Genomic DNA, 23,985 nt, shown 5'->3' with positions numbered 1-23,985 from the left:
GAAGAACAGCGGGGTGACGCAGTCCCGCGGCCTCGTCGCGATGGCCGACGGTCGTCGGCGTCGGCCCGCTTACGCGTCGTCGTTCGGGGATTCGGAGCTCTTCGAGTCCTCTTCCTCCTCCTCGCGCCCCCGGGCGGCCGCGCGGGCCCGGCGGCCGCCGCTGCTGGCAGGGGTCCGCCGGCGCTGCCTCCGTGTGCGCTCTTTCGCGGTGAGCGCCAGGTCGAAGACCTCGTCCATGTGCTCCACCATGTGGAAGTGCATGGACTCGCGCACGTCCTCCGGCACGTCCCGCAGGTCCCGCTCGTTGCCTGCCGGGAGCACGACGTCGTAGATGCCGGCCCGGTGAGCGGCCAGCGTCTTCTCCTTCACCCCGCCGATCTCCAGGATCCTTCCGCGCAGGGTGACCTCTCCGGTTACCGCGATGTCGTGCCGTACAGGCCGCTCCGACAGCGACGACGCGATGGCGAGGGTGACCGCGACGCCCGCGCTCGGGCCGTCCTTCGGGGTGGCACCCACCGGAAAGTGAATGTGGAGGTCGGTCTCCCCAAAGAGCGAATGCGCGATTCCTAGCCGGTCGGCCCGCGAGCGAACGTATGAATAGGCGGCGTTTACCGATTCCCGCATCACCTCGCCGATCAGCCCGGTGATGATGAGGCGGCCGGTGCCGGGCATCCGCAGGGCCTCGATGAACATCAGCTCACCGCCCGCCGCGGTCCACGCGAGGCCGGTCACCACGCCGATTTCTGGCCGGCTTTCGGCTTCGGTCGGGAGATAGCGGGGAAGCCCCAGCACCTCCTCGATCATGTCGCGCGAGAGCGTCCAGCGGGTCGCCTCACCGGTCGCCTTCTGGTGGGCGATGAAGCGGAGCACCGCGGAGAGCGAGCGCCGAAGGTTTCCGAGCCCGGCATCCCGCGCGTACCCGCGGGTGAGGAAGACCAGGGTGTCTTCATCCACCTCGATCTGCTCGCCGGTGAGGCCGTGCTCTTCCACGAGCGCGGGGAGGAGGCACTTGCGGGCGATCTCGACCTTCTCCTCGGGGGTGTAGCCGGCGATACGGATCTCGATCAGGTGGTCGCGCAGGCTGCGGGGCACCCGGTAGAAATCGATGGCCGTTGCGATGAAGATCGTGTTGGTCAGGTCGAAAGGGAGGTCCAGGTAGCGATCGAAGAACCCTTCCCGATTGGCGGGATCGAGGAACTCTTCCAACGCCTCCACCGGATCCCCCTCCACGTTTCCCAGCCCGACCTCGTCCATCTCCTCGAGCAGGTAGACCGGATCGGCCACGCCCGCCTCGCGAAAAGCCGAGATCAGCTTGCCGGGTTGGGCGCCGCTGCGTGAGCGGCGGATCCCGATCAACTGACTCTCGCCGCGTCCGCCGAGATCAACCCGGACCAGAGGTCGATTGAGTCCGCGCGCCACCGCCTCCGCCAGCGTGCGCTTGCCCACGCCGTACGGCCCGACGATGCAGGGGACCAGCCCGGCTACGCTGCCGCGCAGGGTCGCCACCGAGAGCACCTCCAGGATCCGACGCTTCACGTCTTCGAGCCCCAGGTGGCGCTCGTCCAGCGCCTCGCGGACGGCCTCCAGGTCGATCTCGGCGTGGTCGCTCAGTCGCTCCCAGGGAATGTCCAGCACCACATCGACATAGTTTCGGATCTCCATCGCCTCACTGGAGCCCGGCGCGATATTGCGCAGCCGCTCGGCCTCTCGACGAGCGACGGAGGCGATGTTGGAGGGGAGGCCCGCCCGGTCGATGCGGCGCAGGAGCTCGACTGAGTCCTTCTCGGCTGGATCGATCTCGCCGAGCTCTGCCTGAAGCGCGGAGATCTGCTTGCGGATCTCCGCCATGCGCGGACCCGGGCGGCCCTTCCCCGGGGGCATTGCGGTCTCTGCCCCGTCGACTTTCGCAGCGCTCTCGGCGCGACTCTGGACCTTCATCCACTCGCGGTCCAGCACCTCTCCCACGTAGTCCAGCCTCTCCCGCACATCCAGCCGCTGGAGGACCTGGTCTTTGTCGGCCACGCTGAAGTGCGCCAGGGTCGCGACCAGGTCGGCGAAGCGGCCGGGGTCGCTGGCGTTGCGCCGCAGGATGCGGGGGACTTCGGCAAGTCGCTCCACCCGTGCGCCAATACCGCCCAGCGTGGTGAGGATCCGCTCGATCCGCTTCTTCGCCTCCTCCTCGGGGATGCTCGTTTCCTCCACCAGCCGCGGAAAAGCCGTGTAGTAGCCGTTCTCGAAGCGCACGTTCTCCAGGTGGACGCGAATGATGCCCTGGAGTGTCGCCTGGACCAGGTTGCCCGGCAGGTTCAGGCGGTTCAGCACGCGGGCAATGACCCCCACCTTCTCCAGCGAGGCTGGTGGGATCTCGTCCTCCTCTTCCTCGGTGACGACCAGCGCCACGACCAGCGACTTGCCCGGGTGGAGGCCGAGGACTTCGACGTTCGGCGGGAAGCCGACCTGCAGCCCGGTCGCCCCGGTAGGAAAGATCACGGTGCTGGTGATCGGCATGACTGGGATCCGGTCCGGCAGTGCGGATCGGAGGGATTCGATCGGGTCGAAATGGATCCTCTTGCTCTTCGGCATCGGTGCGGGCGCGGGAGATTCGTTCGCGTTGTGCTTCTCCGACCGAGCGAGCCGCGCCGCAAGATACAATCCGCCCGCAGTACTTGCCGGGATTGTTGCTTTGGTGCACCGTACGCGAGGCGGCGCGCCAGCTGGCCTTCACAGATCAGCCGCTGTCGATCCCGGTGCAGTTCGTGCCGATCGTTCGGGGCTGACGCGCGCCAGGCGTTCCTTGGAGGCGACCGTGACCCGATTCTGCCGCTTGTTCGCGTCCGTCGTTACCGCGGTCCTGACCGCCGGGGCGACTACGGCCTGCTCCGGATTTTCGTCGGAGTCGCGTCCGGAGGCGCTGCGCCAGGCAGCGCTGCCGCCCAACATCATTCTCATCCTGGCCGACGATCTCGGTTCGGCCGATCTCGGTGCGTATGGGGGCACCGCCATCTCGACGCCGTCGCTCGATCAGCTTGCGGCCGAAGGCCTGCGGTTCACCCGTGCGTATGCCGGCAACACGGTTTGCGGGCCGTCGCGCAGCACGCTGATGACCGGCCTGCACATGGGCCACACGCCGGTGCGGTCGAATACGGGCGGTGTCTCGCTGCGCGACGAGGATGTCACGCTGGCCGAGGTTCTCAAGGCAGCAGGCTATGCCACCGGAGGTTTCGGAAAGTGGGGCCTGGGTGAGATCGGTACGCCGGGGGTGCCCGAGCGGCAGGGATTCGACGAGTTTTTCGGCTTCTACCACCAGATTCACGCGCACGAGCACTTCCCCGCCTTCCTGTACCGGAACAGTGAGCGTGTCGAGCTGCCGGCCAATCGTGGCTTCTACGACGGTTCCTTCGGCGAAGGGCGTGGCGTCGGCCCGATACCGCCGCAGTCGCCGTCCGGGGAGCGCTATCAGTTCGCCCACGCGCTCATCGTCGAGCGCATGAAGGAGTTCATTCGCGCGCACCGCGACCGGCCGTTCTTCGCCTACGGCGCATGGACACCGCCGCACTCGCGGTGGGAGGTGCCGGAAGACGATCCGGCCTGGCAGCTTTACGTCGATCGCCCCTGGCCGCTCGAGGCGAAGGCCGCCGCGGCGTTCACGTCGATCGTCGACCGGCACGTCGGCGAGATCGTGGCGCTCGTCGACGAGCTCGGCATTGCCGATCGCACGATTATCCTGTTTGCCTCCGACAACGGCGGCCTGACGACGCTCAACCGTGAGCCGCTGCAAACGAACGGGATCCTGCGTGGCGGCAAGACGACGCTGTGGGAGGGCGGCCTGCGCGTGCCGTTCATCGTGCGCTGGCCGGGGCGGATCAAGCCCGCGACGACGGATCATCTGACGTATTTTCCGGACCTGCTACCGACGATCGCCGAGCTTACCGGCGCATCGGAACACGTGCCGGCGAACATTGACGGGCTGTCGCTCGTTCCGGTGCTAGTTGGTGCCGAAGCCGCCGGACGCGCGCCCGAATCGCATGACTACCTCTACTGGGAAGACGCGGATATCGACTGGACCAGCGTCCGGTATCTTGCCGAAACCACGCTGCGGCAGGCCGTGAGGAGCGGACCATGGAAAGCGATCCGGCCGGGGCCCGGCGCGCCACTGCAGCTCTACGATATCGAACGCGATCCAGGCGAAACGACCGACGTGGCCGCCGATCATCCGGACGTCGTCGCGCAGATCGAGGCGTGGATGCGCGAGGCACACGTCGAGCCACCTCCGCAGGACGAACCGCCCCGGCTCGAAGGGCGTATGTACCGCTGAGGGGACGGCCATGAGGCGCACGACGTTCGTCGTCCTGTCCGCCGCGGCAGCGGCCGCGGCCCTGGCCGTCCTCGCGGCGGCGCTGACGGCGGCTCACCCCAGGACCGCGCAGGTGCGTGCGGTCGATCTACACGTTTTCGCGCTTGAAACCGTCGACGACCTGCGGGCGCTGTATCGCTACCAGCCCGACGGTCCACCGCTGCTGCACGCACATCGCGGCGGTGCTCGGCCGGGCTTTCCGGAGAACGCGCTGGAAACGTTCGAGAATACGCTCAGACACACGTGGGCGGCGCTAGAGGTCGATCCGCGGTGGACGCGTGACGGCGTGCTCGTGCTCTTTCACGATCCGACGCTCGAGCGCACGAGTACGGGGCACGGCCGCGTGGCTGACCACACGTGGGCGGAGCTCCAGCAACTACGGCTCAAGGATCCTGATGGCACCGTCACGCCGTACCACATTCCCACGCTCGATGAGGCGCTCGCGTGGGCGAAGGGGCGGACCGTGCTGCTGCTCGACGACAAGGGCGTCGACATCCTCGAGCGTGCCCGCGCCGTGCAGCGCCAGCAGGCGCACGCGTGGGCGATCGTCATGGCCTACAGTTTCGACGACGCTCGGCGCCTGTACGAGTTTGACCCCGACATCCTGATGCAGGTCTTCCTGCCGGACGCAGCAGCGGTCGAACGGTTCGAGGCCACCGGGGTGCCGTGGCGGAACGTGGTGGGCTTCGTGACGCATACCGAGCCGTCCGAGCCCGATATCTTCCAGCGGCTTGCGGCCAGAGGCGCGCTCGGCGTGCTCGGCACCTCACGCACGGTCGACCGTGCGTACCTGGCGGGGAAGATCGATCGTGACGGCTTTGTCGCCGGCTACCGGCGTGCCATCGCCTCGGGGGCGCAGATTGTCGAAGCCGATCTGGCCGTCGAGGCGGGTGAGGCGCTCGAGCCGCTGCGGGCGGCGGCAACTGCAAAGCGCGGCTTCTTCCGGATTCAGGCGCGGCCGTCGATTCTCCCTTCTGCGCTCCTCGGTGGTCTAAGGTCGGGTCCTGTCTCCGCGGCCCGGGACCTGCTTTGACGCCAAAACCAGGCAAGCCTATCTTCCGCGCGCGCCGGGGTGGACCGAGCCCCGAGCCCGCTTGGACCCAACCGTTGGCATCGAGAGGCAAGGAGAGACCGTGAAAGTCGTCATTCCTCTGGCGGGGAAGGGAACGAGGCTACGGCCGCACACGCACGTGACGCCCAAACCGCTGCTTCGCGTCGCGGACAAGCCCGTCATGAGCTACATCCTCGACGACCTGCGGGAGCTCGGCGTCCACGAGGCGGTGTTCATCACCGGCCACCTCAAGGAGCGGGTCGAGGAGTACATGGCCGAGGAGTACCCTGACTTCCGGGTGCACTACGTCGAGCAGCCTGTGCAGAATGGAACTGCCGGCGCGGTGCAGCTCGCCCGGCCGTACATCGACGAGGATCTGCTGATCATCTTCGTCGACACGCTTTTCGATGCGGATCTCAGCGTCGTCAAGCGCCTGCCGGACGACGTGGCGGGCGTGATCTGGGTGAAGGAGGTGGAGGACTACCAGCGGTTTGGCGTGGTGGTGACGGACGAGGAAGGCAACATGCGGCAGATCATCGAGAAGCCGTCGGAGCCGATCTCCCGTCTCGCCAATATCGGCCTCTACTACATCCGCGACTGGAAGCTGCTCTTCGAGGGGATCGACCACACCCTGAATTCTCCCCCGGGGCCGAGCGGTGAGTACTACCTGACCGATGCTTTCCAGTACATGATCGACCGCGGGGCCAAGATCCGCACGATCCCCGTGGAGGGGTGGTACGATGCCGGGAAACCGGAAACGCTGCTGGAGACCAATCGCCACGTCCTGTCGACGCGTCGCGCGGCGCGACCGCCGGAGCGGCCGGGCGTGGTCGTCCACGACCCGGTCTACGTCGCTGACGGGGTGGAGCTGGACGATGTGGAGATCGGGCCCAACGTGACGGTGGGGAAGGGGAGTCGGCTGCGAGGCTCCCGCCTGCGTGACACCATCATCGGCAAGAACTCCCGTCTCGTCGACTGCAACCTGCACGATTCCCTCGTGGGCAACGAGGTCGAGCTGGTGGGGGTGAAGGGGCGGGTGGACGTCGGGGATCACTCGATCGTCAAGCTCGAGGCATGATCGGGAAGCCGGCGCCGACCCTGGCGCCGGCTCACTCCACTCCCGCTGCGCAGAGCACGGTCAGCAGGGCCCTCTCCAGTCCGAGCACACCCTCCCGGTTGCAGAACCACTCCTCGGTGGTGTGGATGCCGCCGGACTCTCCCCCCGCGCCCAGGGCCACGGCGGGGATTCCCAGAGACAGCGGCACGTTCGCGTCGGTCGAGGAGGCCACCAGCTCCGGTCGGGCACCCACCATGCGGGTTGCCGCCACCGCGGCGCTCACCAGCGGCGCCGTCTCGGGGATCTGACCGGAAGGGCGATCTCCGATCACGCGGACAGTCAGCTTCAAGGCCTCCGATCCGGCCCGCCGCTCGCGGTTCTCCCCATCGACCACTTCCTGGAAAGTCCGGCGACACGCCTTCTCGAGCTCGGCGACGGCCTCACTGGCCTCCCCACGGAGATCCAGCTCGAGCCAGGCGGTCGCCGGAATCGCGTTGACGGTGGTGCCCCCGCCAGCCCGCGCGACGGTCAGCGTCACCTTTGATCGCGCGGGGCCGTGCAGGCGCAGGATCCGATCGATTCCGCGGCCGAGGGCGTGCAGGGGATTCGGTGCGCCCCAGTCGGACCAGGAATGGCCGCCCGGGCCGGTGATCTCCACCCTCAGCCGCCGCGCCCCGATGGCCCGGTGCACGATGCGGCGGATCCCCGATCCGTCCAACGCGATGAACGCGGAGGGGCGGGCCAGGTTTCCACCGGGCCGGAAGAGGTGCTTCGCGCCGCGCAGATCGCCGATCCCCTCCTCCCCGACCGTCCCCGCGAACCAGATCGGAGCCCGCGTCCGCATCCCGCTCTCCACCAGGACGCGCGCCACGGTGAGGAGCGCCGCCACCCCGCGCGCGTTGTCCGTCACGCCGGGAGCATAGACCCGGTTTCCAACGTGGCGGGGGATCAGGTAAGTCTCGGGTCCGAAGACGGTGTCGAGATGCGCCGACAGGACCACCGGAGCCAGTTCCGGTTGGCTCGCTCCCGGCAACCCGGCGAGGACGTTACCGACCTCGTCGACGTGCGGGCGGCACAGGCGTAACGCATCAAAGCGCTTACGGACGAACTCGGCCCGCTGGCCTTCGTGGAGCGAGGGAGCCGGGATCGTGACGATCCGGAGCTGCTCCGCGAAGGTCTCCTCTTCGAGTTGACGAATGAGCGCTCGCGCGCGCCTGGCCGCGGGTCGCGTCAGCAGATCGTTCAGGTTCATCGGCTCGGATGCGGGAGGGCGATCCCGCCCATTGTGGCTCGCGGCAGGAATGTCCGTCAACTCGCGCAGCACGGTGATCCGCGGTCGGTCCGCCGACGGCACGGCTGGTGCGGACGCCCGTGGCGAGAAGCGCTCATGATCGCCCCCCTCGTGCCCACCAGCCTCGAACCGGAACGGCCGTGAAACGCTGGAGAGGAAGAATCGCCGCGTGGGAGCAGGCCCTGCGGCGTGCCCCGCTGGGCGTCGTCGTTCTCGGCACCATCCTCGGTCTGCTGGGGGCCGGATCCCTGCTCGGCGGGATCTATCTCGCGCTCGCCCGTCCAGATATCGGCTGGCGCGTGTGGCTCGGCGTGCTGGCTATCGGTCCGCTTTCCCTCTACGTCGCCGTACGACTGGTGAGCCTGGCCGCCTGGACCTGGTCGACGATGATCGTCCTGCTCGTGCTGTTGTTGATCTCCTCATGTGCGCGCGCCTGGATCACACCCGAGATCCCCACCGTTCCGATCTTCGAGATCCTGATCGAGCTGGCCACGCTGGGATACCTGGCCAGCCCTTCGGTCCGCCGGGCCTTCGGCCGAGCCTGATCCCGATCACTGCGTGCTGGCCGGGATGTTCGACTCCAGGGGGGACCGGCCGATGGCCATCACCCCACCGATGATCAGCAGGATCGCCAGCCCCACGCCCGCGAGTCGCAGGAGGTGGGCGCGGCGGTGTTCAGTCGTCTTACGAGCCATAGAACCGGCGGCGTGGGCGGCCACGACGGCGAGGATCATCATCATCAGGTGACCCATCAGCGCCCCATAAAAGATCCCGGCAACGATGAGGCCGAGCCCCAGCAGGACCTGCAAATCGAGCACGCCTGTGAAGACGGACATCGTGATTCGGTCAGCCCTGGTGGCAGCGCGCCGGGTAGCGAGCCCGTGCGCAGCGAGCACGATCACCACGAGGGCCATCAACAGCACGAGGTAGCGAACTCCCGAATGCGCGTGATACAGGGCAGTCATGGTCGGGGATCGATAGTGGTTGCAGGGTTCAGCGGATGACCATACCACCGGCGGCTGGGCGGGGCAACGCCCTGCGATCTGGCTGCACCGCACACCGCAAGTATATTCCACGCCTTCTGACAGACCACCTCCCTCCACTCGTATCCGCTCGATGATCGACGACCCGCAGCCCGCGAAGCCTCGCGCCGTCCTCGCCCGCCTCGGGCTCGACCGGCCGGAGCTGCGCGCCTGGGCAATGTACGATTGGGCAGTCTCGTCCGTGCAGACGACCATCATGGTCGCCGTCTTCCCGATCTTCTACAAGCTCGTGGTGGCGCGTGACCTTCCCGACGAGGTGTCCACCGGCTACATCGCGGCGGCGAACAGTGTCGCCATGGGGCTGATCGCCGTGCTCTCTCCCGTGTTGGGTGCCCTCGCCGACTACACGGCCGCGCACAAGCGACTGCTGGGTCTCTTCATGGGTCTGGGGGCCTCGGCGGTGGCTGCCATGTTCTTCCTTCGCCAGGGCCACGTCTGGCTGGGCTTCTGGCTCTTCGTGGCCGCCCTCGTTGGCGCCGCGGGGAGCATGGTCTTCTACGAGTCGCTACTTCCCCACGTCGCCTCCGAAAACGAGATCGACCGCGTCTCCACTGCGGGCTACGGGCTGGGGTACGCTGGAGGCGGAACCCTGCTGGCGCTCAACCTGGCCTGGATCCTGTTCCCGGGAGCCTTCGGGCTGAGCTCCGCGGACTCGACCCTGCCGACGCGGCTGGCCCTGCTCTCGGTGGCGGCGTGGTGGGTGCTCTTCTCCGTCCCACTCTTTCGGCGGGTGGCCAATCCCCCGCGAACCCTCGAGCCCGACGAGACGCCGCGCACGCAGCCGGTGCGGGGCGCCTTCATACGCCTCTGGGAGACACTGCGGGCACTACGAGGCTATCGACAGGCCTTCCTGATGCTGCTGGCCTTTCTGGTCTACAACGACGGGATTCAGACCATCATCAAGATGGCCACCGCTTACGGGACCGACCTGGGGATCGGTCAGAACGCTCTGATCGCGGCCATCCTGATCGTGCAGTTCGTTGGAATCCCCTTTGCCTTTCTCTTCGGCATGCTCGCCGGTCGCATCGGCACCAAGCCGGCCATCTTCACGGGTCTCGCAGCCTACACGGCGATCAGCATCCTCGGCTATTTCATGACCAACGCGCTGCACTTCTTCGTGCTGGCAGGACTGGTCGGTATGGTGCAGGGAGGAACTCAGGCCCTCAGCCGCTCGCTCTTCGCCAGCATGGTACCGCCGCACCGGTCGGGTGAGTTCTTCGGGTTCTTCAGCGTGTTCGAGAAGTTCGCGGGCATCTTCGGACCCCTCTTCTTCGCGGTGAGCCTGGCCGTCACCGGGTCGAGCCGCAATGCGATCCTCTCCGTGATCCTCTTTTTCGTGGTGGGTGGCTTGCTGTTGGCCCTGGTGGACGTACAGGAGGGGCGGAGGGTGGCGCAGGAGGCGGAACTGGGTGTGCGTGAGGTAGGCGCGGCATGACGTTCAGCGGGTCGGTGACCGACGGGAGCGCGCTCACCGTGGGTCGGGCCACCGTGGAGGTCTTCCGCATCTACGACGTGGCGGAGGAGATCGACCTGGTCGCGGTCGAGTCGCTGCTGGTTCAGCAGCAGCCGGTGGCCCGGATCCGGCTACAACGTGTGGCGCCGAAATCCATAGCCTTCGGTGATCCACCGGTGGTGACGGATCTGGTTGCTCCTCCGCTGGATGTGGGAGGGGTACGCGCGCTCACGCGGGCGTCGGCCCGCATCTACGGCTTCGGCGCGATCTCACTCTCGCTGGAGGTGGTGATGCCGGGCGCGATGGAGTGGCCAGGGTTCGAGCGTTTTGCGCGCGAGGCCGAGCGGGAGGCCGCGCTCCTTCCCTTCTGGCGCACGGGCCTGGAGCGCCTGCTCACGGTGCTCGCGCCGGCTCTCGAGTCGCCGCTCAGCAGCTACATGGAGGAGGACTACTGCGTCGTGACCGTGCGCTCGCTGGAGCCGGCGACTACCGCCGAGGAGCTGATGCAGCGTGTCGATCTGATCCCGCTGCTGACGCAGGAACCCAAACCGCTGGGGCCGGCGGCCAGGCGCGACGTGTTCCGCTACACGCACTCCTATTACCGCGACGACCTGGTGATCCTGACGTGGGATCGGGCGTTCGTCCTCGAACCGTCGGAGGACGACGACATTGCCGACCTGCTCGAAGTGGCCAACGCTCAGCTTCTGGAGCTTCGCTATTACGACGCGCTGCTCGACTCCGAGCTGCCGGATACCTACCGCCAGGCCGCCGAAGTGCGGACTGCCAACGCGCTGTTCAGCCGCCGTTATTCCCGCGCGGCAAACCAGATGCGTGCGCTGGTGGCTGAGGTGACCGAGATCACCGAAAAGGTCGACAACGCCTTGAAGGTCACCGAGGACGTCTATCTGGCGAGAGTCTACTCGAGTGCCCTCGAGCTCTTCCGCGTGCGCTACTGGGCGGAGTCGATCGATCGCAAGCTGGCCCTGATCCGCGACACCTACACCGCCCTGTATGACGAGGCGATGGCGACCCGGGCCGAGTGGCTGGAAGCGGCTATTGTTTTCCTGATCGTCCTCGAAATCGTAATGGCGTTCGTCTTTACCTGATTTCGTTCAACAGACCGAGCAAAGCGATGAGTGAAGATAGAGGGGATGCGGGCTTTGACCGCACTGTGGAGGGGCGGTTCGCGCAGCGGGTCGTCTTCAACGTGCCAGGGCGCGGGAACCCGAAGTTGCGGCATATCATCGAGCGGGTGAACAGCGACGACGACCTCTATGCCCTATGGCTGGCGGCGAACGTCAACGCGGTCGAACGGTTGGGAATGACGGACCACGGTCCGGTCCATGTGAAGATCGTGATGAACATCGCGGACAAGCTCTACCGCCTCCTCGCCGATCACGGAGTGGAGGCAGGGGTGATCCGCAACTACGGTCTGTCGCGCGACGACGCGGAAGTGGTGGTAGTGCTGGCCGCCCTGCTGCATGATGTGGGAATGTCGGTCCACCGCAGCGATCACGAGGCCTTCTCCCTGTTCATTGCGGAGCCGAAGGTGCGGGAGCTCCTGGCGGATCTCTACGACGGGCCGACCGCCACGATCATCCGCAGCGAAGTGCTGCACGCGATCATCGCCCACCGCTCCGGCGGGAGGCCGCTCACCCTCGAAGCCGGCATTGTGCGCGTGGCGGACGCGCTGGACATGGCCAAAGGCCGCTCCCGAATTCCCTTTACGGCCGGCTCGATGAGCATTCACTCGATTTCCGCCGCCGCCATCGAGGCGGTGCACATCGAGAACGGCTCCGACCGCCCCGTGCTGGTGCGTATCGACCTTTCCAACTCCGCTGGAATCTTCCAGCTCGATCAGCTCTTCCGGGAGAAGCTCGCCGGCAGCGGTCTGGAGGGGTACATCGATCTGGAGGTGAATCTGGTGGGCGAGGCGGAGAAGAGGCTGGTGGAGTCGTACAGGCTGTGAACGGCGGTTATCCGTTGGACGTTATCCGCTATCCGTTATCAGCGATCCGCTATTCAGTTGCAGTTATCAGTTAGCACCTGGCGGTTCCCCGGCCTCCAGCCAAGCAGATCCCCTGGCGGTGAGGCTGCATAACGGATGACTCGTCCCGACGGATGACGGACACCGTACAACGGATAACGGATAGCGGATAACGGATAACCCCCAACAATCATGGCCCCCCGCCACCATCTCTCCACCACCGCCGCCCTGCTCGCCCTGCTCTGGGGAGTTTGCCCCGCTCTGCACGCGCAGGACGTGCGACTCGACACCATCCCGGTGGCGGTGGTGGATCTGTACGGCCTGAGTACGGTTTCGGAGGTCGTTGTCCGGCGGGCGCTGGCGATCGCTCCGGGTGCTCCGATTCCTGATTCCGCAGCCAGAGCTGCGGCGATCGCGCGGGTCGAGAGCATTGCGGGGGTGCGGAGCGCGCGCTTCAATGCGGTCTGTTGTGCCGATTCCCGAGGCTTGCTGGTCTATGTAGGAATCGAGGAGGAGGGCGCGCCCACGTTTCGCTTCGCGCCGGCGCCGACGAGTGACATTCGCCTGCCGGACGAGGTGGTGGCTGCGGGGGAGGCGTTCGCAGTCGCCTTCGCGGATGCCGTCGCTCACGGCGACTTCGCCGAAACCGACACCGCGGGTCACGCGATCATGCACTGGCCGGCTGCCGGGGCGGTGCAGCGCCGCTTCGTCGATCTCGCCGCGGAGTTCGCCAGCGAGCTACGAAACGTGCTGCACAACTCCGCCCATCCCGAGCAGCGCGCCCTCGCCGCCCAGGTTCTCGGTTATGCACCGGACAAGGCTGCAGTCGTTTCCGACCTCAGCGACGCGCTGCACGATCAGGATGAAACCGTGCGGAACAATGCGGCGAGGGTGCTCGCGCTCATTGCGCTGCTCGCGCAGCGACGCCCCGAGCTGGGCATCGAGGTGCCGTACGAAGCCTTCCTCGCTATGCTGCAATCCCCCGTCTGGACGGATCGCAACAAGGCGTCCTTCGCCCTGGCGCAGCTCACCACGAACCGCGATCCGGAGCTGATCTCGATACTCCGCCAGCGCTCCCTCCCCGCGCTCCTGGAGATGGCGCGCTGGAACCACCTTGGCCACGCCGGCCCCGCTCTCACCATCCTGGGGAGGATCGCCGGACTGCCGGAAGCCGAAATTTCCGCAGCGCTCGCCGCTGGAAATCGGGAGGCGATTCTCGCGGCGGCGGAAGAAATCACGGATGGCGAGCCGTGACCGCGTACTCACGGTGCTCAGCCGGTTGGCTAAGGTGCGAAGGGCCAGGCCCCGATCTCGGAGCCGGCCCCTCGGGCCCGACCTATAGCTGAAAGCTGATAGCGGTCAACGGACAACGGATACCGGATAACGGATAACGGATAACCCAAAGCGCCAACCACTCACCCAGTCTTCTCCGCTACCACCTCTCTCACCACCTCCGGATTCGCCCGGCCGCCGGAGCGCCGCATGACCTGGCCGATGAAGAACCCCATCAGACCCGTCTTGCCCGCGCGATACTCCTCTACCTTGTCAGGGAACTCCGCAAGGACGGCGATCACCAGCGGCTCGAGCTGACCGCGGTCGCTGATCTGCCGCAGGCCCAGTTCGTCCACGATGGCGGATGCGGAACCCTCGCCATGCACCAGCCGAGCGAGCACTTCCCGGCCTCCGCTGCTGGAGATCGTGCCCGTCTCCACCAGCTCCACCAGCTCGGCCAGGCTCTCGCCGGTGATGGGTAGCTCCGCAACGGCCCTCCCCTGCGCCTCCCGCGGCAACTCGTGAATGATCCAGTTGGCCACCGCCCGCGCGTCCACGCCGGTCGCGATCGCCTCGTCGAAGAGCGCCGCCGTGGCTCCGTCGCGCGTCAGGATCTCCGCGTCCTCCGCGGACAGGCCGTAGTCCTCCCGGTACTGCTTCCTGCGCTCTACCAGGCGCGGGTCGCGTGCTGGCTCGGCGCTGCCGGCCCGCGGCTGGGTCCGGGCGGGGGCCTTCTCGGCCGTCTTGGCCTTTCCCTCTCTGGTCTTCTCTTCCTTCCGCCGAGGCCTCGTCGTCGCCGGCGTGGTCTCCGCCGCTGCTGCCGCCCGCTCGTGCTCCGCGCGCGCCTTCGCCCAGGTGTCGCGTAGCGTCACCGTGCGATTGAAGACGAGGTGGTCGGGCGCGCTATCGTGCAGGTCGCTGCAGAAGTAGCCGAGCCGCTCGAACTGGTAGTGTGAACCGGGAGGATCATCGCGCACACTCGGCTCGATCATCGCCCGGTCCACCACGACCAGCGAGTTGGGATTGAGATAGTCGGTGAAGTCGCCCTCCGCTTCGTCCGGATCGGGAATGGTGAAGAGACGATCGTAGAGGCGCACCTCGCAGGGGAGGGCGTGCTCCGCGGAGACCCACTGGATCGTCCCCTTGACCGTCTTTCCTTCCCGGGCCTTCCCTCCGCGCGTCTGCGGATCATAGGAGCAGCGGAGCTCCACGACCCTCCCGCTCTCGTCGTGCACCACCTCGTCGCAGCGAATGATATAGGCGTAGCGCAGCCGCACCTCGGCGCCCGGGGAGAGACGGTAGTAACCCTTCGGAGGATCTTCCCGGAAATCCTCGCGGTCGATGTAGAGGACTCGGGAGAAGGGAAGCTTCCGGGACCCTTCGCGACCGACGTCGTGGGGGAAGTAGGGAGCGTCCAGATGCTCCACTTCACCCTCCGGGAAGTTGGTGAGTACCACCCGCAGCGGGTCCAGCACGCAGAGCACACGCGGTGCCTTGGTGTTCAGGTCGTCGCGGATGGCGAACTCCAGCTTGCCGATATCCACCCGGTTGGCAGTCCGCGCCACTCCGATCGTCTCGCAGAAGTTGCGGATCGACTCGGGGGTGAACCCCCTCCGCCGCAGCCCGGCGAGGGTGGGCATGCGCGGATCGTCCCATCCGCTCACCTTCCCCTCCCGCACGAGCTGCAGCAGCTTGCGCTTGCTGGTGATGGTGTACTCGAAATTCCGCCGCGCGAACTCGTACTGCCGGGGGCGGGAGTTCTCCGGGATTCCAACCGGCCCACCGCGGGGGATGTTGTCTACCACCCAGTCGTACAGCGGACGGTTGTTCTCGAACTCGAGCGTGCAAAAAGAATGGGTGATCGACTCGATGGCGTCCTCGATGGGGTGGGCGAAGTCGTACATCGGGTACACGCACCACCGGTCGCCCGTCCGGTAATGCGCCGCGTGGCGGATGCGATAAAGGATGGGATCGCGGAGCAGCATGTTGGGGGAGCTCATGTCCAGGCGCGCCCGCAGCACGTGCGCTCCATCCGGGAACTCGCCATCCCGCATCCGGCGGAAGAGGTCGAGGTTCTCCTCGACGGTCCGATCGCGGTACGGGCTGGGCCGTCCGGGCTCCGTCACGGTTCCCCGGTACTCGCGGATCTCCTCTTCGGATAGCGAGTCGACGTACGCCTTGCCCTCGCGAATGAGATGCTCGGCGAAGGCGTACATCCGCTCGAAGTAGTCCGAGGCGAAATAGAGGTGCTCTCCCCAGTCGTAGCCGAGCCAGCGGATCAGGTCGATCGCTGACTCGACGTAGATCATGTCCTCGGTTTCCGGGTTGGTATCGTCGAAGCGGAGGTGGCAGCGGCCGCCGGTCTCCGCCGCGATGCCAAAGTTCAGCACGATCGACGTGGCGTGACCGATGTGCAGGTACCCGTTCGGTTCCGGGGGAAAGCGGGTCACGATGAAGTCGTGCTTGCCGCTCCGGAGGTCCTCCGCCACGATGTTGCGGAGAAAATCCTGCCCCGGGCCGCCGGTAGGGGCCTCGGGCGTGCGTACCATGTCGGCTTTCGCGTGCGTGCTGTCCACGATCCGCCGTTGCTCGTGTCGATGGTGCGTTTGACCCCGCGTCACGCGAGATCGCACGATCGCGGAAAGAAACCTTGAATTTTACTCTTTGGCGGGCGCGACAACAACCACGCGCAGGCCCGAAACACCCACGAAAAAGGGTATGCGCCGAGTGATCGTGACGGGTGGGGCGGGTTACCTGGGCCAGGCAGTAGTGGCCGCTGCCCCGGATGACTGGGAATGCCACGTCACGGAGCGAAGGACGCCCGCGCCGCGCGGAATCCGCCATCCCTGTGATCTCGCCGATGCCGAAGGAGTCGCAGCCCTCTGGTCGCAGCTCCACCCGGACCTGGTGATCCACACCGCCTACGGCACGGAGGACGGAGAGCGCGACATCTGGCTCGCCACCCGCAACGTCGTCGACGCCACGATTGCGGTCGGCGCCGACCTCCTGCACATGAGCACCGATCTGGTGTTCGACGGGGAGAGCGGCCCGTATGGCGAGGACGCGGAGCCCTCCCCGGTGCACGAGTACGGCCGCTGGAAGACACAGGCCGAGCGCTACGTGCGCCAGCGGGCGCCGACCGCCGCGGTGGTGAGGGCCTCGCTCATCACCTCGTTCGACCCGCCCGACCCCCGCACCGCCTGGGTGGCCGCGGGCCTGAGAGGGGAGACCGCGGTAACCCTCTTCGTGGACGAGATCCGTACGCCGATTTTGCGGGAAGACCTCGCGACGCAGATCGTCGAGATCTGCCAGTTGCCGGCCCTGGACCGCTCAGGCGTCTGGCACCTGGCCGGGCCGGAGTCGCTCAGCCGCTATGCCATCGGAGCGCTCGTCGCGAGCGCGTATGGCCTGTCCACGCAGCGGCTGCGCGCAGCACGCAGCCCGCGCGATCAAGATACTGCGCGACCGCGCGACATTCGCCTGCTGACCCGCCGGGCCGATGCTGTGCTCTCGCATCGCCCCCGCTCGCTCAGCGAGGCGGCCGCCCTGGCGAGCGCGGCGCTGGCGCCCGCCGCGGCGGGCCGATAAGATCGTGAGCTTTCCCGCGCCCACCGCTTGTGCGGGATATCGCCGCCGCTGGATGGGTTGAAGAGGAGTCTGGAGAGAAGGAGCATGACGGATCGCCCGAGGTTTCGGTTCGCCCCGAGCCCCACCGGATATCTGCACGTCGGAGGTGCGCGCACGGCGCTGTTCAACTGGCTGCTGGCGCGCCAGCTCGGGGGTGTCTTCGTTCTGCGGATCGAGGATACAGACCGGGAGCGATCCAGCGACGAGATGACCGAGGCCATCCTCGACGGCATGCGATGGCTGGGCCTCGATTGGGACGAGGGCCCCTTTCACCAGGCGGACGGATTCGAGCGACACCGGCGGGAAGTGGATCGCCTGCTCGAGTTGGGTCACGCCTATCGGTGTTTCTGCACGCCCGAGCAGCTGCAAGCACGGCGCGAGGCGCTCGGGGAGGAGTACCGCTACGAGCGTACCTGCCTCGCGGTGCCGCCCGAAGAGTCCGAGCGGCGGATGGCCGCCGGAGAGCCGTTCGCGGTCCGTTTCCGCGTGCCCGAGGGGTCGACCGAGTGGGACGACCTCGTGCACGGGCCCACCCGCTGGCGCAATGAAGACATCGAGGACTTCGTGATCCTGCGCACCGACGGCACGCCGATCTACAATCTCGCGGTCGTATCCGACGATATCGCCATGCGGATCTCGCACGTGATCCGCGGCGACGACCACCTCTCCAACACGCCGAAGCAGATCCTCCTCTACCGGGCGCTGGCGGCGCCGGTGCCGCGGTTCGCGCACCTGCCGATGATCCTGGGGCCGGATGGAAAGCGCCTCTCGAAGCGGCACGGCGCGACGTCCGTCGGGGAGTACCGGGAGCGCGGGTTCCTGCCGCAGGCGCTGGTCAACTTCCTCGCTCTCCTCGGCTGGAACCCAGGGGACGAGCAGGAAATCATGACGGTGGACGAGCTGGTTCAGCGATTCAGCCTCGAGCGCGTCAACAAGAAGAGCGCGGTCTTCGACCCCGAGAAGCTCGAATGGATGAACGGCCAGCACATCTCCCGTCTCTCGGGTGAGGAGCTGCTGCCGCTGGTGGCGCCGCGCCTGGTGAAGGCCGGCCTCACGACCGAGGAGGAGATCGCCCAGCGGCGCACGTGGTTCGCCGAGCTCCTCGACCTGCTGAAGCCGCGTGCGAGGACGCTCGACGGGTTCGCGCCGCAGGCCCGTGCCTACCTGGCCCCGGTGATCGAGTACGAAGAAGCGGCGGTGGCGAAGCACTGGAAGGAGCCGGAGCCCACGATCCGGCGCCTGGAGGCGGCGCGCACGGCCCTCAACGAGGTCGAGCCGTGGGAACCGGCGGCGGTGGAGCAGGCGCTACGGGAGGCCGCGGAGGGGCTCGGCGAGGGTTTCGGCAAGATCGTGCACCCCCTGCGGTTGGCATTGACCGGCGCGGCCGTCAGCCCCGGCATCGACGCGGTGATCGTGCAGATGGGGCGGGAGCTGGTGCAGCGCCGTATCCAGGCCGCGATCGAGACTCTGAGAGACCGCTGAGACTTCCGAAGATCGGCCCGGCAAACCCCTCTCTGTGCCTGGTCAGGGAGAACGTTGACACCCCAGAATGCCCCGTCTAACTTCGACGGATGGGGGCCGGCGTCGGCGGTTTCCCGCCTTTCCGCACAGGTTCTTCTTCATCGGAGGGGGATATGCCGGAGCCACTGTCCAAGATGGAGCGCCGTATCCTCGACTACCTCATCGACTACCTGAAGCGGAACACCTACCAGCCCAGCATCCGGGAAATCGGCAAGCGCTTCGGCATCAAGTCCACCAAGACCGTCTCGGAGTATCTGCAGTCTCTGGCGGACAAGGGGTACATCGAGCGGGAAGCCTCGCGGTCGCGGGGCGTTCGTATCGTCGGTCTGGAGCTGCAGCGACCCGACACCATCACCATCCCCTACTACGGAAAGATTGCGGCGGGTCAACCCGCCCTGCAGCGCGACCACGTGGACGCGGAGTTCTCACTGGACCCGAAGCTCGCCGGCACCGCCGAGGCGTTCTTCCTGGAGGTGCACGGCGACAGCATGGAGGGCCTGGGGATCCTCGAAGGAGACCTGGTGCTGGTGGAGCCGGTGCGGGAGGGCGAGGTCCAGAACGGCGAGATCATCGCCGCTCGCCTGGGTGGGGAAGCCACCGTCAAGCGCTACTTCCGCCGCAACATGGACGTCGTTCTCGAGCCCGCCAACCCGGACTACGCCCCCATCCTGGTGAAGGAGTACGAGGACTTCGCGGTCCTCGGCAGGGTGGTCGGTCTCTTCCGGCGCTTCACTGCCCAGCACACGCAGGCGATCGGTGCGTAAAGGGGTGAAGCCGGTCGATCAGGGCACGGTCGGGACCCCGGCGGCGCAGCCGGGGTCCTTTTCTTCGTCCCCCTTCGCGGAGGAGGACGTCCGCTGGATGCGCGAAGCCCTGGCCGAGGCTCGCGCCGCCGCCCTCGACGACGAGGTCCCTGTGGGGGCTGTCGTGGTGGGGCCGGAGGGCGAGGTCACGCGCAGCCGGAACCGGATCCGTGCGGCGCACGATCCCACGGGGCACGCGGAGATGGTCGCCCTCCGCGCCGCCGCGGCTGCGGTGGGCGATGCCCGCCTGCGCGAGCTCACCCTGTACGTGACCCTGGAGCCGTGCGCAATGTGCGCCGGAGCGATCGTGCTCGCACGCCTGCGACGCGTGGTCTTCGGTGCTTACGACCCCAAGGCGGGAATGTGCGGATCGCTCGAGAACATCGTCCAGGACCCGCGCCTGAACCACCGGGTAGAGCTGCTCGGCGGCGTGCTGGCGACCGAATGCGGCGAGGAGCTGAGGCGATTCTTCCGGGCGCGAAGGCGCGGCGGAGCGACACAGTGATCGAGTGCGCAGGTCGACCCTCCCGGCAGCCGCTACGAACCCCTATCTTCCGGCACCGGAGCTGACCGGACACCCCACCCGCGGAAGGCATGAGCGAACAAGAACGCCAGGTCCTGCTCGACGAGCGCAGCCTGGAGCGCGTGCTCGCGCGCATGGCGCGCGAGGTCGTGGAGAAGGTTGCCGATCTCGATTCCCTGGTCCTGATGGGGATCCATCGCCGCGGCGTGGAGCTCGCCCGGTGGATCGCCGCCGACATTGCACGGACGGAGGGCATTCCCATCGCCACGGGCAGTCTGGACATCACCCTCTACCGCGACGATCTCATGGCGATCGGGCCGCGGCCGGTGGTCGGGGAGACGCGCCTCCCGGATGGAGGGATCGACAACAAGATCGTCGTCATCGTCGACGACGTACTCTATACCGGTCGCACCGTGCGCGCCGCCCTCGACGAGCTGGCCGACTTCGGGCGACCCCGCCGAACCCTCCTTTGCGTCCTGATCGACCGCGGCGGACGGGAGCTGCCGATTCATGCGGACATCGTTGGAAAGCGGTACACGGTCGAGGGGCGCGACCGGGTCGAAGTGCTGGTCAAGGAGGTCGACGGACGGATGGGTGTTGAACTGGTGAAGGGAGGGAGTTAGGTGGCTCAGGCGCTCTTTCCCCCACTCGGAAAGGACCTCGTAGGGCTGGAGGGGCTCACCCGCGAGCAGATCATCGGGATCCTGGACACCGCGGAGCCGTTCAAGGAGATCTCCGAGCGGCCGATCAAGAAGGTCCCTGTTCTGCGTGGGAAGACCATCGTCAACGCCTTCTTCGAGAACTCGACGCGCACGCGCATCTCCTTCGAGTTCGCCGAGAAGCGGCTCTCCGCGGACACGGTGAACTTCTCCGCCGGAGGCTCCTCGGTGGCCAAAGGGGAGACGCTGGTGGACACCGCGCGCAACCTCGAGGCGATGCGGATCGATATGGTGGTGATTCGCCACAGCTCCTCGGGCGCGGCGCGCTTCCTGGGCGAGCGCATCGCCTCCAACGTGGTGAACGCCGGAGACGGAAAGCACGAGCACCCCACCCAGGCGCTGCTGGACATGCTCACCATCCGCGACCACCTCGGGCGGCTCGAGGGGGTGAAGGTGTGCATCGTCGGCGACATCCTGCACTCGCGCGTGGCACGCTCCAACATCATCGGCCTGCGTACAGTGGGCGCTGAGGTGGCGGTCTGCGGTCCGGCCACCCTGATGCCGGCCAGGATCGAGGAGCTGGGAGTGACCGTGTTCCGCCGGGTGGAGGAGGCGATCGAGTGGGCGGACGTGCTCAACGTGCTGCGGCTGCAGCTGGAACGGATGCAGGCAGGATTCGTCCCTTCGCTACGTGAGTACAACCGGGTGTTCGGCATCACCGAGGAGCGGCTCGCCCGCGCGCCGCGGCAGCTGCTGATCCTCCATCCCGGCCCGATGAACCGCGGGGTAGAGATCGACTCGGCCGTGGCCGACGGGCCCCATTCGGTGATCCTGCAACAGGTGACCAACGGAGTGGCTGTGCGCATGGCGGTACTCTACCTGCTGGCCGGCGGAAAGCCCGAGGCGGCGGAGGCGGCGAAAACCGAGGTGGCGCTGTGAGCCGGGTCCTGATCACCGGTGGTCGGGTCGTCGACCCGTCCCAGGGACTCGACCAGGTGTTGGACCTGCTCCTGGTCGACGGCCAGGTAGCCGAGCTCGGGGAAAATCTCACCGCCCCGGAGGGCACGGAGCGGATCGACGCGCGCGGCCTCGTGGTCACGCCCGGGCTCATCGACGTGCACGTACACCTGCGCGAGCCGGGTGGCGAGCATAAGGAGACGATCAGAAGCGGGGCGCGCGCGGCGGCGGCGGGCGGTTTCACCGCCGTGGTGGCCATGCCCAATACCAGCCCTCCCATCGACAACCCGGCGGCTGTGGGGTTCGTTCGTGCGGCGGGGATGCGTTCCGGCGGCGCCCGCGTCTATCCGGCGGGGACCATCACCGTGGGCCAGAAAGGCGAGCAGCTCGCCGAGTTCGGCGAGCTGCAGGAGGCCGGCGCCGTCACCGTCACCGACGACGGCCGGCCGGTGATGAACGCCGGGGTGATGCGCCTCGCCCTCGAGTACGCGCTGTCCTTCGATCTGCCGGTCTCCGTGCACGAGGAGGATCTGAATCTCTCCTACGGCGGCTCGATGAACGAGGGGATCATCGCTACCCGTCTGGGACTGACCGGCATCCCGAACGCCGCTGAGGACGTCATGATCGCCCGTGATCTCTTTCTGGCGGAGCTGACGGGCGGGCGCCTGCACATCCAGCACGTTTCGACGCGCGAGGGAGTGCGGATGATCCGTGAAGCCCGCGCCCGAGGCGTCCGGGTGACCGCGGAGGCTACGCCGCACCACTTCACCCTCACGGACGAGGCGATCGAATCCTACCGCACAAACGCCAAGATGAACCCGCCGCTTCGCTCGGCGGAGGATCGTGACGCGGTGCGGCAAGGCGTGGCGGATGGAACGCTGGATGTGATCGCCACGGACCACGCCCCCCATCACTACGACGAGAAGGAGCAGGCGTTCGAGGACGCGCCGAACGGGATCGTGGGGCTGGAGACCGCGGTGGGGCTCTCGATGTCCGAGCTGGTGCACACGCGCCTCATCGACCTCCCGACGTTGGTCGAGCGGATGAGCTGCGCGCCGGCCCGTGCCTTCTCTCTGCCGGGGGGAACCCTGCGGCCGGGGTCTCCAGCCGACGTGACCCTGATCGACCCCGACCTCGAGTGGACGATCGACCCGGAGCAGTTCCTCTCGTTGAGCCGGAATACCCCCTTCGCGGGCCGCCGCGTGCGGGGGCGGGCGGTGCGGACGCTGGTGGGCGGAGTCACGGTCTGGACCCTTCCTTCTCGATGAGCGGCGACGCCGCGCAGGCGGGCGTGCCGATCCCCAGGCGCCTCACTCCGCGGGAGTTCTGCGATGGTCATCCCCGGACGCGGGTGGCCGACCTTCGCGACGGCGACGAGGTGGTCGGCATCTTCATCGTCCACGAGGCCCGGCGGGCGGAGTCGCGTGCGAACAAGCCTTACCTGCGGCTCGTGCTGGGCGACGCCACCGGCACCATCGACGCATTCGTCTGGGACGAGATCGAGCGATGGGAGGCCGCCTGCGTGGCCGGCAACGTGGTCGGCATCCGTGGCAGGGTAGGGAGCTTCCAGGACCGGCTGCAGCTGAAGGTGCTTTCTGTCGACGAGCTCGAGGCTGAGCCCTCCGACTTCGAGCTGTTGCTGCCCACCTCGCCGCGGCCCAGGGCCCGGATGGAGGCCGAGCTCGATGCGCGCATCGCCTCGGTGCGCGACCGAGGCCTGCGAAAGCTCCTGTACCGCTGTGTGGGTCGCGGGACCGAATTGGGCCGCGCCTTCCGGGTACACCCCGCCGCGCAGCGGAATCACCACGGCTACCTGGCGGGACTGCTCGAACATTCCCTGTCCGTCGCGGGCTCGTGCGAGCAGCTGGTCGAGCATTATCGCGAGCAGGGGGTAGAGCTCGACCGTGACCTGCTGGTCACGGCTGCGTTGCTCCACGACATCGGCAAGGTTCGGGAGTTGAAACCTCCGCCGCTTTCGGGGTACACCACCGAGGGACGGCTGCTCGGTCACATCGTGATCGGGATTCAAATGGTCGCTCGCGAGGCCGAGACTATAAGTGACCTCCCGCGCGACCGGTTGCTCCTTCTCCAGCACCTCATCGCGAGCCACCAGGGCCGACCGGAGTGGGACAGCCCGCGTACCCCGCAGATGCTGGAAGCGCTGGTGCTGCATTACGCCGACGACCTCGATGCCAAGCTGAACGCAGCCCGTCAGCTCCTTTCTGGCGTGGAGGAAGGCGATTGGTCGGCTTACGACCGGTCCTTCGGGAGGGCGTTCTTCAGGCCCGAGTCGGCGACGCCGCCCGAGCCGGCCACCGAGCAGGAGCCACGAACGCCGGAGCTCGGCTTCGACCTCTTCGCCGGGGAGCAGGGCGCATCCTGATTGC

Annotated in this window: 20 protein-coding genes; 16 read left to right on the top strand and 4 right to left on the bottom strand. The window is 67.3% G+C overall.

Translation table 11 applies throughout. The features are described from left to right. Positions 1 to 69: 69 nt before the first annotated feature. Positions 70 to 2,508: an endopeptidase La gene (gene lon, locus VF167_13950; protein HEX6926519.1), complete on the bottom strand. Its 2,439-nt coding sequence runs from the start codon at positions 2,506 to 2,508 to the stop codon at positions 70 to 72. 298 nt (positions 2,509 to 2,806) lie between these two features. On the opposite strand from lon, the gene VF167_13945 reads away from it, so the two are divergent. The 3 genes from VF167_13945 (at position 2,807) to VF167_13935 (ending at position 6,483) form a co-directional block, all read left to right on the top strand. Beyond that, positions 2,807 to 4,315 carry an arylsulfatase gene (locus VF167_13945; protein HEX6926518.1) on the top strand — a complete coding sequence of 503 codons (1,509 nt, stop codon included), beginning with the start codon at positions 2,807 to 2,809 and terminating at the stop codon, positions 4,313 to 4,315. Between the two features lie 10 nt (positions 4,316 to 4,325). Next, positions 4,326 to 5,387: a glycerophosphodiester phosphodiesterase family protein gene (locus tag VF167_13940; protein HEX6926517.1), complete on the top strand. Its 1,062-nt coding sequence runs from the start codon at positions 4,326 to 4,328 to the stop codon at positions 5,385 to 5,387. 100 nt (positions 5,388 to 5,487) lie between these two features. Further along, positions 5,488 to 6,483: a sugar phosphate nucleotidyltransferase gene (locus tag VF167_13935; protein ID HEX6926516.1), complete on the top strand. Its 996-nt coding sequence runs from the start codon at positions 5,488 to 5,490 to the stop codon at positions 6,481 to 6,483. 31 nt (positions 6,484 to 6,514) lie between these two features. On the opposite strand, the gene VF167_13930 is transcribed toward VF167_13935, so the two are convergent. After that, positions 6,515 to 7,816: a M20/M25/M40 family metallo-hydrolase gene (locus VF167_13930; GenBank protein HEX6926515.1), complete on the bottom strand. Its 1,302-nt coding sequence runs from the start codon at positions 7,814 to 7,816 to the stop codon at positions 6,515 to 6,517. 77 nt (positions 7,817 to 7,893) lie between these two features. Here VF167_13930 and VF167_13925 point away from each other — a divergent pair, with 77 nt between their 5' ends. Next, positions 7,894 to 8,298, top strand: coding sequence for a hypothetical protein (locus VF167_13925; GenBank protein HEX6926514.1), 405 nt, complete (start codon positions 7,894 to 7,896; stop codon positions 8,296 to 8,298). A gap of 6 nt (positions 8,299 to 8,304) precedes the next feature. Here VF167_13925 and VF167_13920 read toward each other — a convergent pair whose 3' ends face one another. Next, complete coding sequence (locus VF167_13920; protein HEX6926513.1) at positions 8,305 to 8,718, bottom strand: hypothetical protein; 414 nt, start codon at positions 8,716 to 8,718, stop codon at positions 8,305 to 8,307. A 151-nt stretch (positions 8,719 to 8,869) separates the two neighbouring features. On the opposite strand from VF167_13920, the gene VF167_13915 reads away from it, so the two are divergent. The 4 genes from VF167_13915 (at position 8,870) to VF167_13900 (ending at position 13,490) form a co-directional block, all read left to right on the top strand. Beyond that, positions 8,870 to 10,231 (top strand): MFS transporter, encoded by a 1,362-nt coding sequence (locus VF167_13915; GenBank protein HEX6926512.1) that lies wholly within the window; start codon positions 8,870 to 8,872, stop codon positions 10,229 to 10,231. Continuing rightward, positions 10,228 to 11,355 carry a hypothetical protein gene (locus tag VF167_13910; protein HEX6926511.1) on the top strand — a complete coding sequence of 376 codons (1,128 nt, stop codon included), beginning with the start codon at positions 10,228 to 10,230 and terminating at the stop codon, positions 11,353 to 11,355. Before VF167_13915 ends, VF167_13910 begins: the two co-directional genes overlap by 4 nt. Before the next feature lie 26 nt (positions 11,356 to 11,381). Beyond that, positions 11,382 to 12,218, top strand: a complete 837-nt coding sequence (locus VF167_13905) for an HD domain-containing protein (GenBank protein HEX6926510.1) — start codon at positions 11,382 to 11,384, stop codon at positions 12,216 to 12,218. Positions 12,219 to 12,428: 210 nt separating this feature from the next. After that, on the top strand, positions 12,429 to 13,490 hold the full coding sequence (locus VF167_13900) for a HEAT repeat domain-containing protein (GenBank protein ID HEX6926509.1): 1,062 nt from the start codon (positions 12,429 to 12,431) through the stop codon (positions 13,488 to 13,490). A gap of 161 nt (positions 13,491 to 13,651) precedes the next feature. Here VF167_13900 and VF167_13895 read toward each other — a convergent pair whose 3' ends face one another. After that, positions 13,652 to 16,084 carry a glutamine--tRNA ligase/YqeY domain fusion protein gene (locus VF167_13895; protein ID HEX6926508.1) on the bottom strand — a complete coding sequence of 811 codons (2,433 nt, stop codon included), beginning with the start codon at positions 16,082 to 16,084 and terminating at the stop codon, positions 13,652 to 13,654. A gap of 142 nt (positions 16,085 to 16,226) precedes the next feature. On the opposite strand from VF167_13895, the gene VF167_13890 reads away from it, so the two are divergent. The 8 genes from VF167_13890 to VF167_13855 all read left to right on the top strand — a co-directional run bounded on the left by VF167_13890 (position 16,227) and on the right by VF167_13855 (position 23,981). Then, positions 16,227 to 17,096: a sugar nucleotide-binding protein gene (locus VF167_13890; GenBank protein ID HEX6926507.1), complete on the top strand. Its 870-nt coding sequence runs from the start codon at positions 16,227 to 16,229 to the stop codon at positions 17,094 to 17,096. 84 nt (positions 17,097 to 17,180) lie between these two features. Further along, positions 17,181 to 18,617 (top strand): glutamate--tRNA ligase, encoded by a 1,437-nt coding sequence (gene gltX, locus VF167_13885; GenBank protein ID HEX6926506.1) that lies wholly within the window; start codon positions 17,181 to 17,183, stop codon positions 18,615 to 18,617. Positions 18,618 to 18,769: 152 nt separating this feature from the next. Further along, positions 18,770 to 19,420 (top strand): transcriptional repressor LexA, encoded by a 651-nt coding sequence (lexA, locus tag VF167_13880; GenBank protein HEX6926505.1) that lies wholly within the window; start codon positions 18,770 to 18,772, stop codon positions 19,418 to 19,420. Further along, positions 19,413 to 19,964, top strand: a complete 552-nt coding sequence (gene tadA / locus VF167_13875) for a tRNA adenosine(34) deaminase TadA (GenBank protein ID HEX6926504.1) — start codon at positions 19,413 to 19,415, stop codon at positions 19,962 to 19,964. The genes lexA and tadA overlap by 8 nt, the downstream gene beginning before the upstream one ends. Before the next feature lie 89 nt (positions 19,965 to 20,053). Further along, the gene (pyrR, locus tag VF167_13870) at positions 20,054 to 20,605 is read left to right on the top strand and encodes a bifunctional pyr operon transcriptional regulator/uracil phosphoribosyltransferase PyrR (GenBank protein HEX6926503.1); all 552 of its coding nucleotides are present in this window, start codon (positions 20,054 to 20,056) and stop codon (positions 20,603 to 20,605) included. Then, positions 20,606 to 21,580, top strand: coding sequence for an aspartate carbamoyltransferase catalytic subunit (locus tag VF167_13865; GenBank protein HEX6926502.1), 975 nt, complete (start codon positions 20,606 to 20,608; stop codon positions 21,578 to 21,580). Further along, the gene (locus VF167_13860) at positions 21,577 to 22,866 is read left to right on the top strand and encodes a dihydroorotase (GenBank protein ID HEX6926501.1); all 1,290 of its coding nucleotides are present in this window, start codon (positions 21,577 to 21,579) and stop codon (positions 22,864 to 22,866) included. The genes VF167_13865 and VF167_13860 overlap by 4 nt, the downstream gene beginning before the upstream one ends. After that, positions 22,863 to 23,981 carry an HD domain-containing protein gene (locus tag VF167_13855; GenBank protein HEX6926500.1) on the top strand — a complete coding sequence of 373 codons (1,119 nt, stop codon included), beginning with the start codon at positions 22,863 to 22,865 and terminating at the stop codon, positions 23,979 to 23,981. The genes VF167_13860 and VF167_13855 overlap by 4 nt, the downstream gene beginning before the upstream one ends. Positions 23,982 to 23,985: the final 4 nt, after the last annotated feature.

The sequence above is a fragment of the Longimicrobiaceae bacterium genome (assembly GCA_036375715.1).
Taxonomy (GTDB): Bacteria; Gemmatimonadota; Gemmatimonadetes; order Longimicrobiales; family Longimicrobiaceae; genus DASVBS01.
The sequence above is the reverse complement of the archived record's forward strand: the minus strand, read 5'-3'. Positions and strand labels throughout refer to the sequence as shown.

Excerpts from the sequence above, each read along its gene's own strand:
- lon (HEX6926519.1), bottom strand. The coding sequence starts at position 2,508 with ATGCCGATCACCAGCACCGTGATCTTTCCTACCGGGGCGACCGGGCTG.
- VF167_13940 (HEX6926517.1), top strand. The coding sequence starts at position 4,326 with ATGAGGCGCACGACGTTCGTCGTCCTGTCCGCCGCGGCAGCGGCCGCG.
- VF167_13920 (HEX6926513.1), bottom strand. The coding sequence starts at position 8,718 with ATGACTGCCCTGTATCACGCGCATTCGGGAGTTCGCTACCTCGTGCTG.
- VF167_13915 (HEX6926512.1), top strand. The coding sequence starts at position 8,870 with ATGATCGACGACCCGCAGCCCGCGAAGCCTCGCGCCGTCCTCGCCCGC.
- VF167_13910 (HEX6926511.1), top strand. The coding sequence starts at position 10,228 with ATGACGTTCAGCGGGTCGGTGACCGACGGGAGCGCGCTCACCGTGGGT.
- VF167_13905 (HEX6926510.1), top strand. The coding sequence starts at position 11,382 with ATGAGTGAAGATAGAGGGGATGCGGGCTTTGACCGCACTGTGGAGGGG.
- VF167_13900 (HEX6926509.1), top strand. The coding sequence starts at position 12,429 with ATGGCCCCCCGCCACCATCTCTCCACCACCGCCGCCCTGCTCGCCCTG.
- VF167_13890 (HEX6926507.1), top strand. The coding sequence starts at position 16,227 with ATGCGCCGAGTGATCGTGACGGGTGGGGCGGGTTACCTGGGCCAGGCA.
- gltX (HEX6926506.1), top strand. The coding sequence starts at position 17,181 with ATGACGGATCGCCCGAGGTTTCGGTTCGCCCCGAGCCCCACCGGATAT.
- lexA (HEX6926505.1), top strand. The coding sequence starts at position 18,770 with ATGCCGGAGCCACTGTCCAAGATGGAGCGCCGTATCCTCGACTACCTC.
- pyrR (HEX6926503.1), top strand. The coding sequence starts at position 20,054 with ATGAGCGAACAAGAACGCCAGGTCCTGCTCGACGAGCGCAGCCTGGAG.
- VF167_13855 (HEX6926500.1), top strand. The coding sequence starts at position 22,863 with ATGAGCGGCGACGCCGCGCAGGCGGGCGTGCCGATCCCCAGGCGCCTC.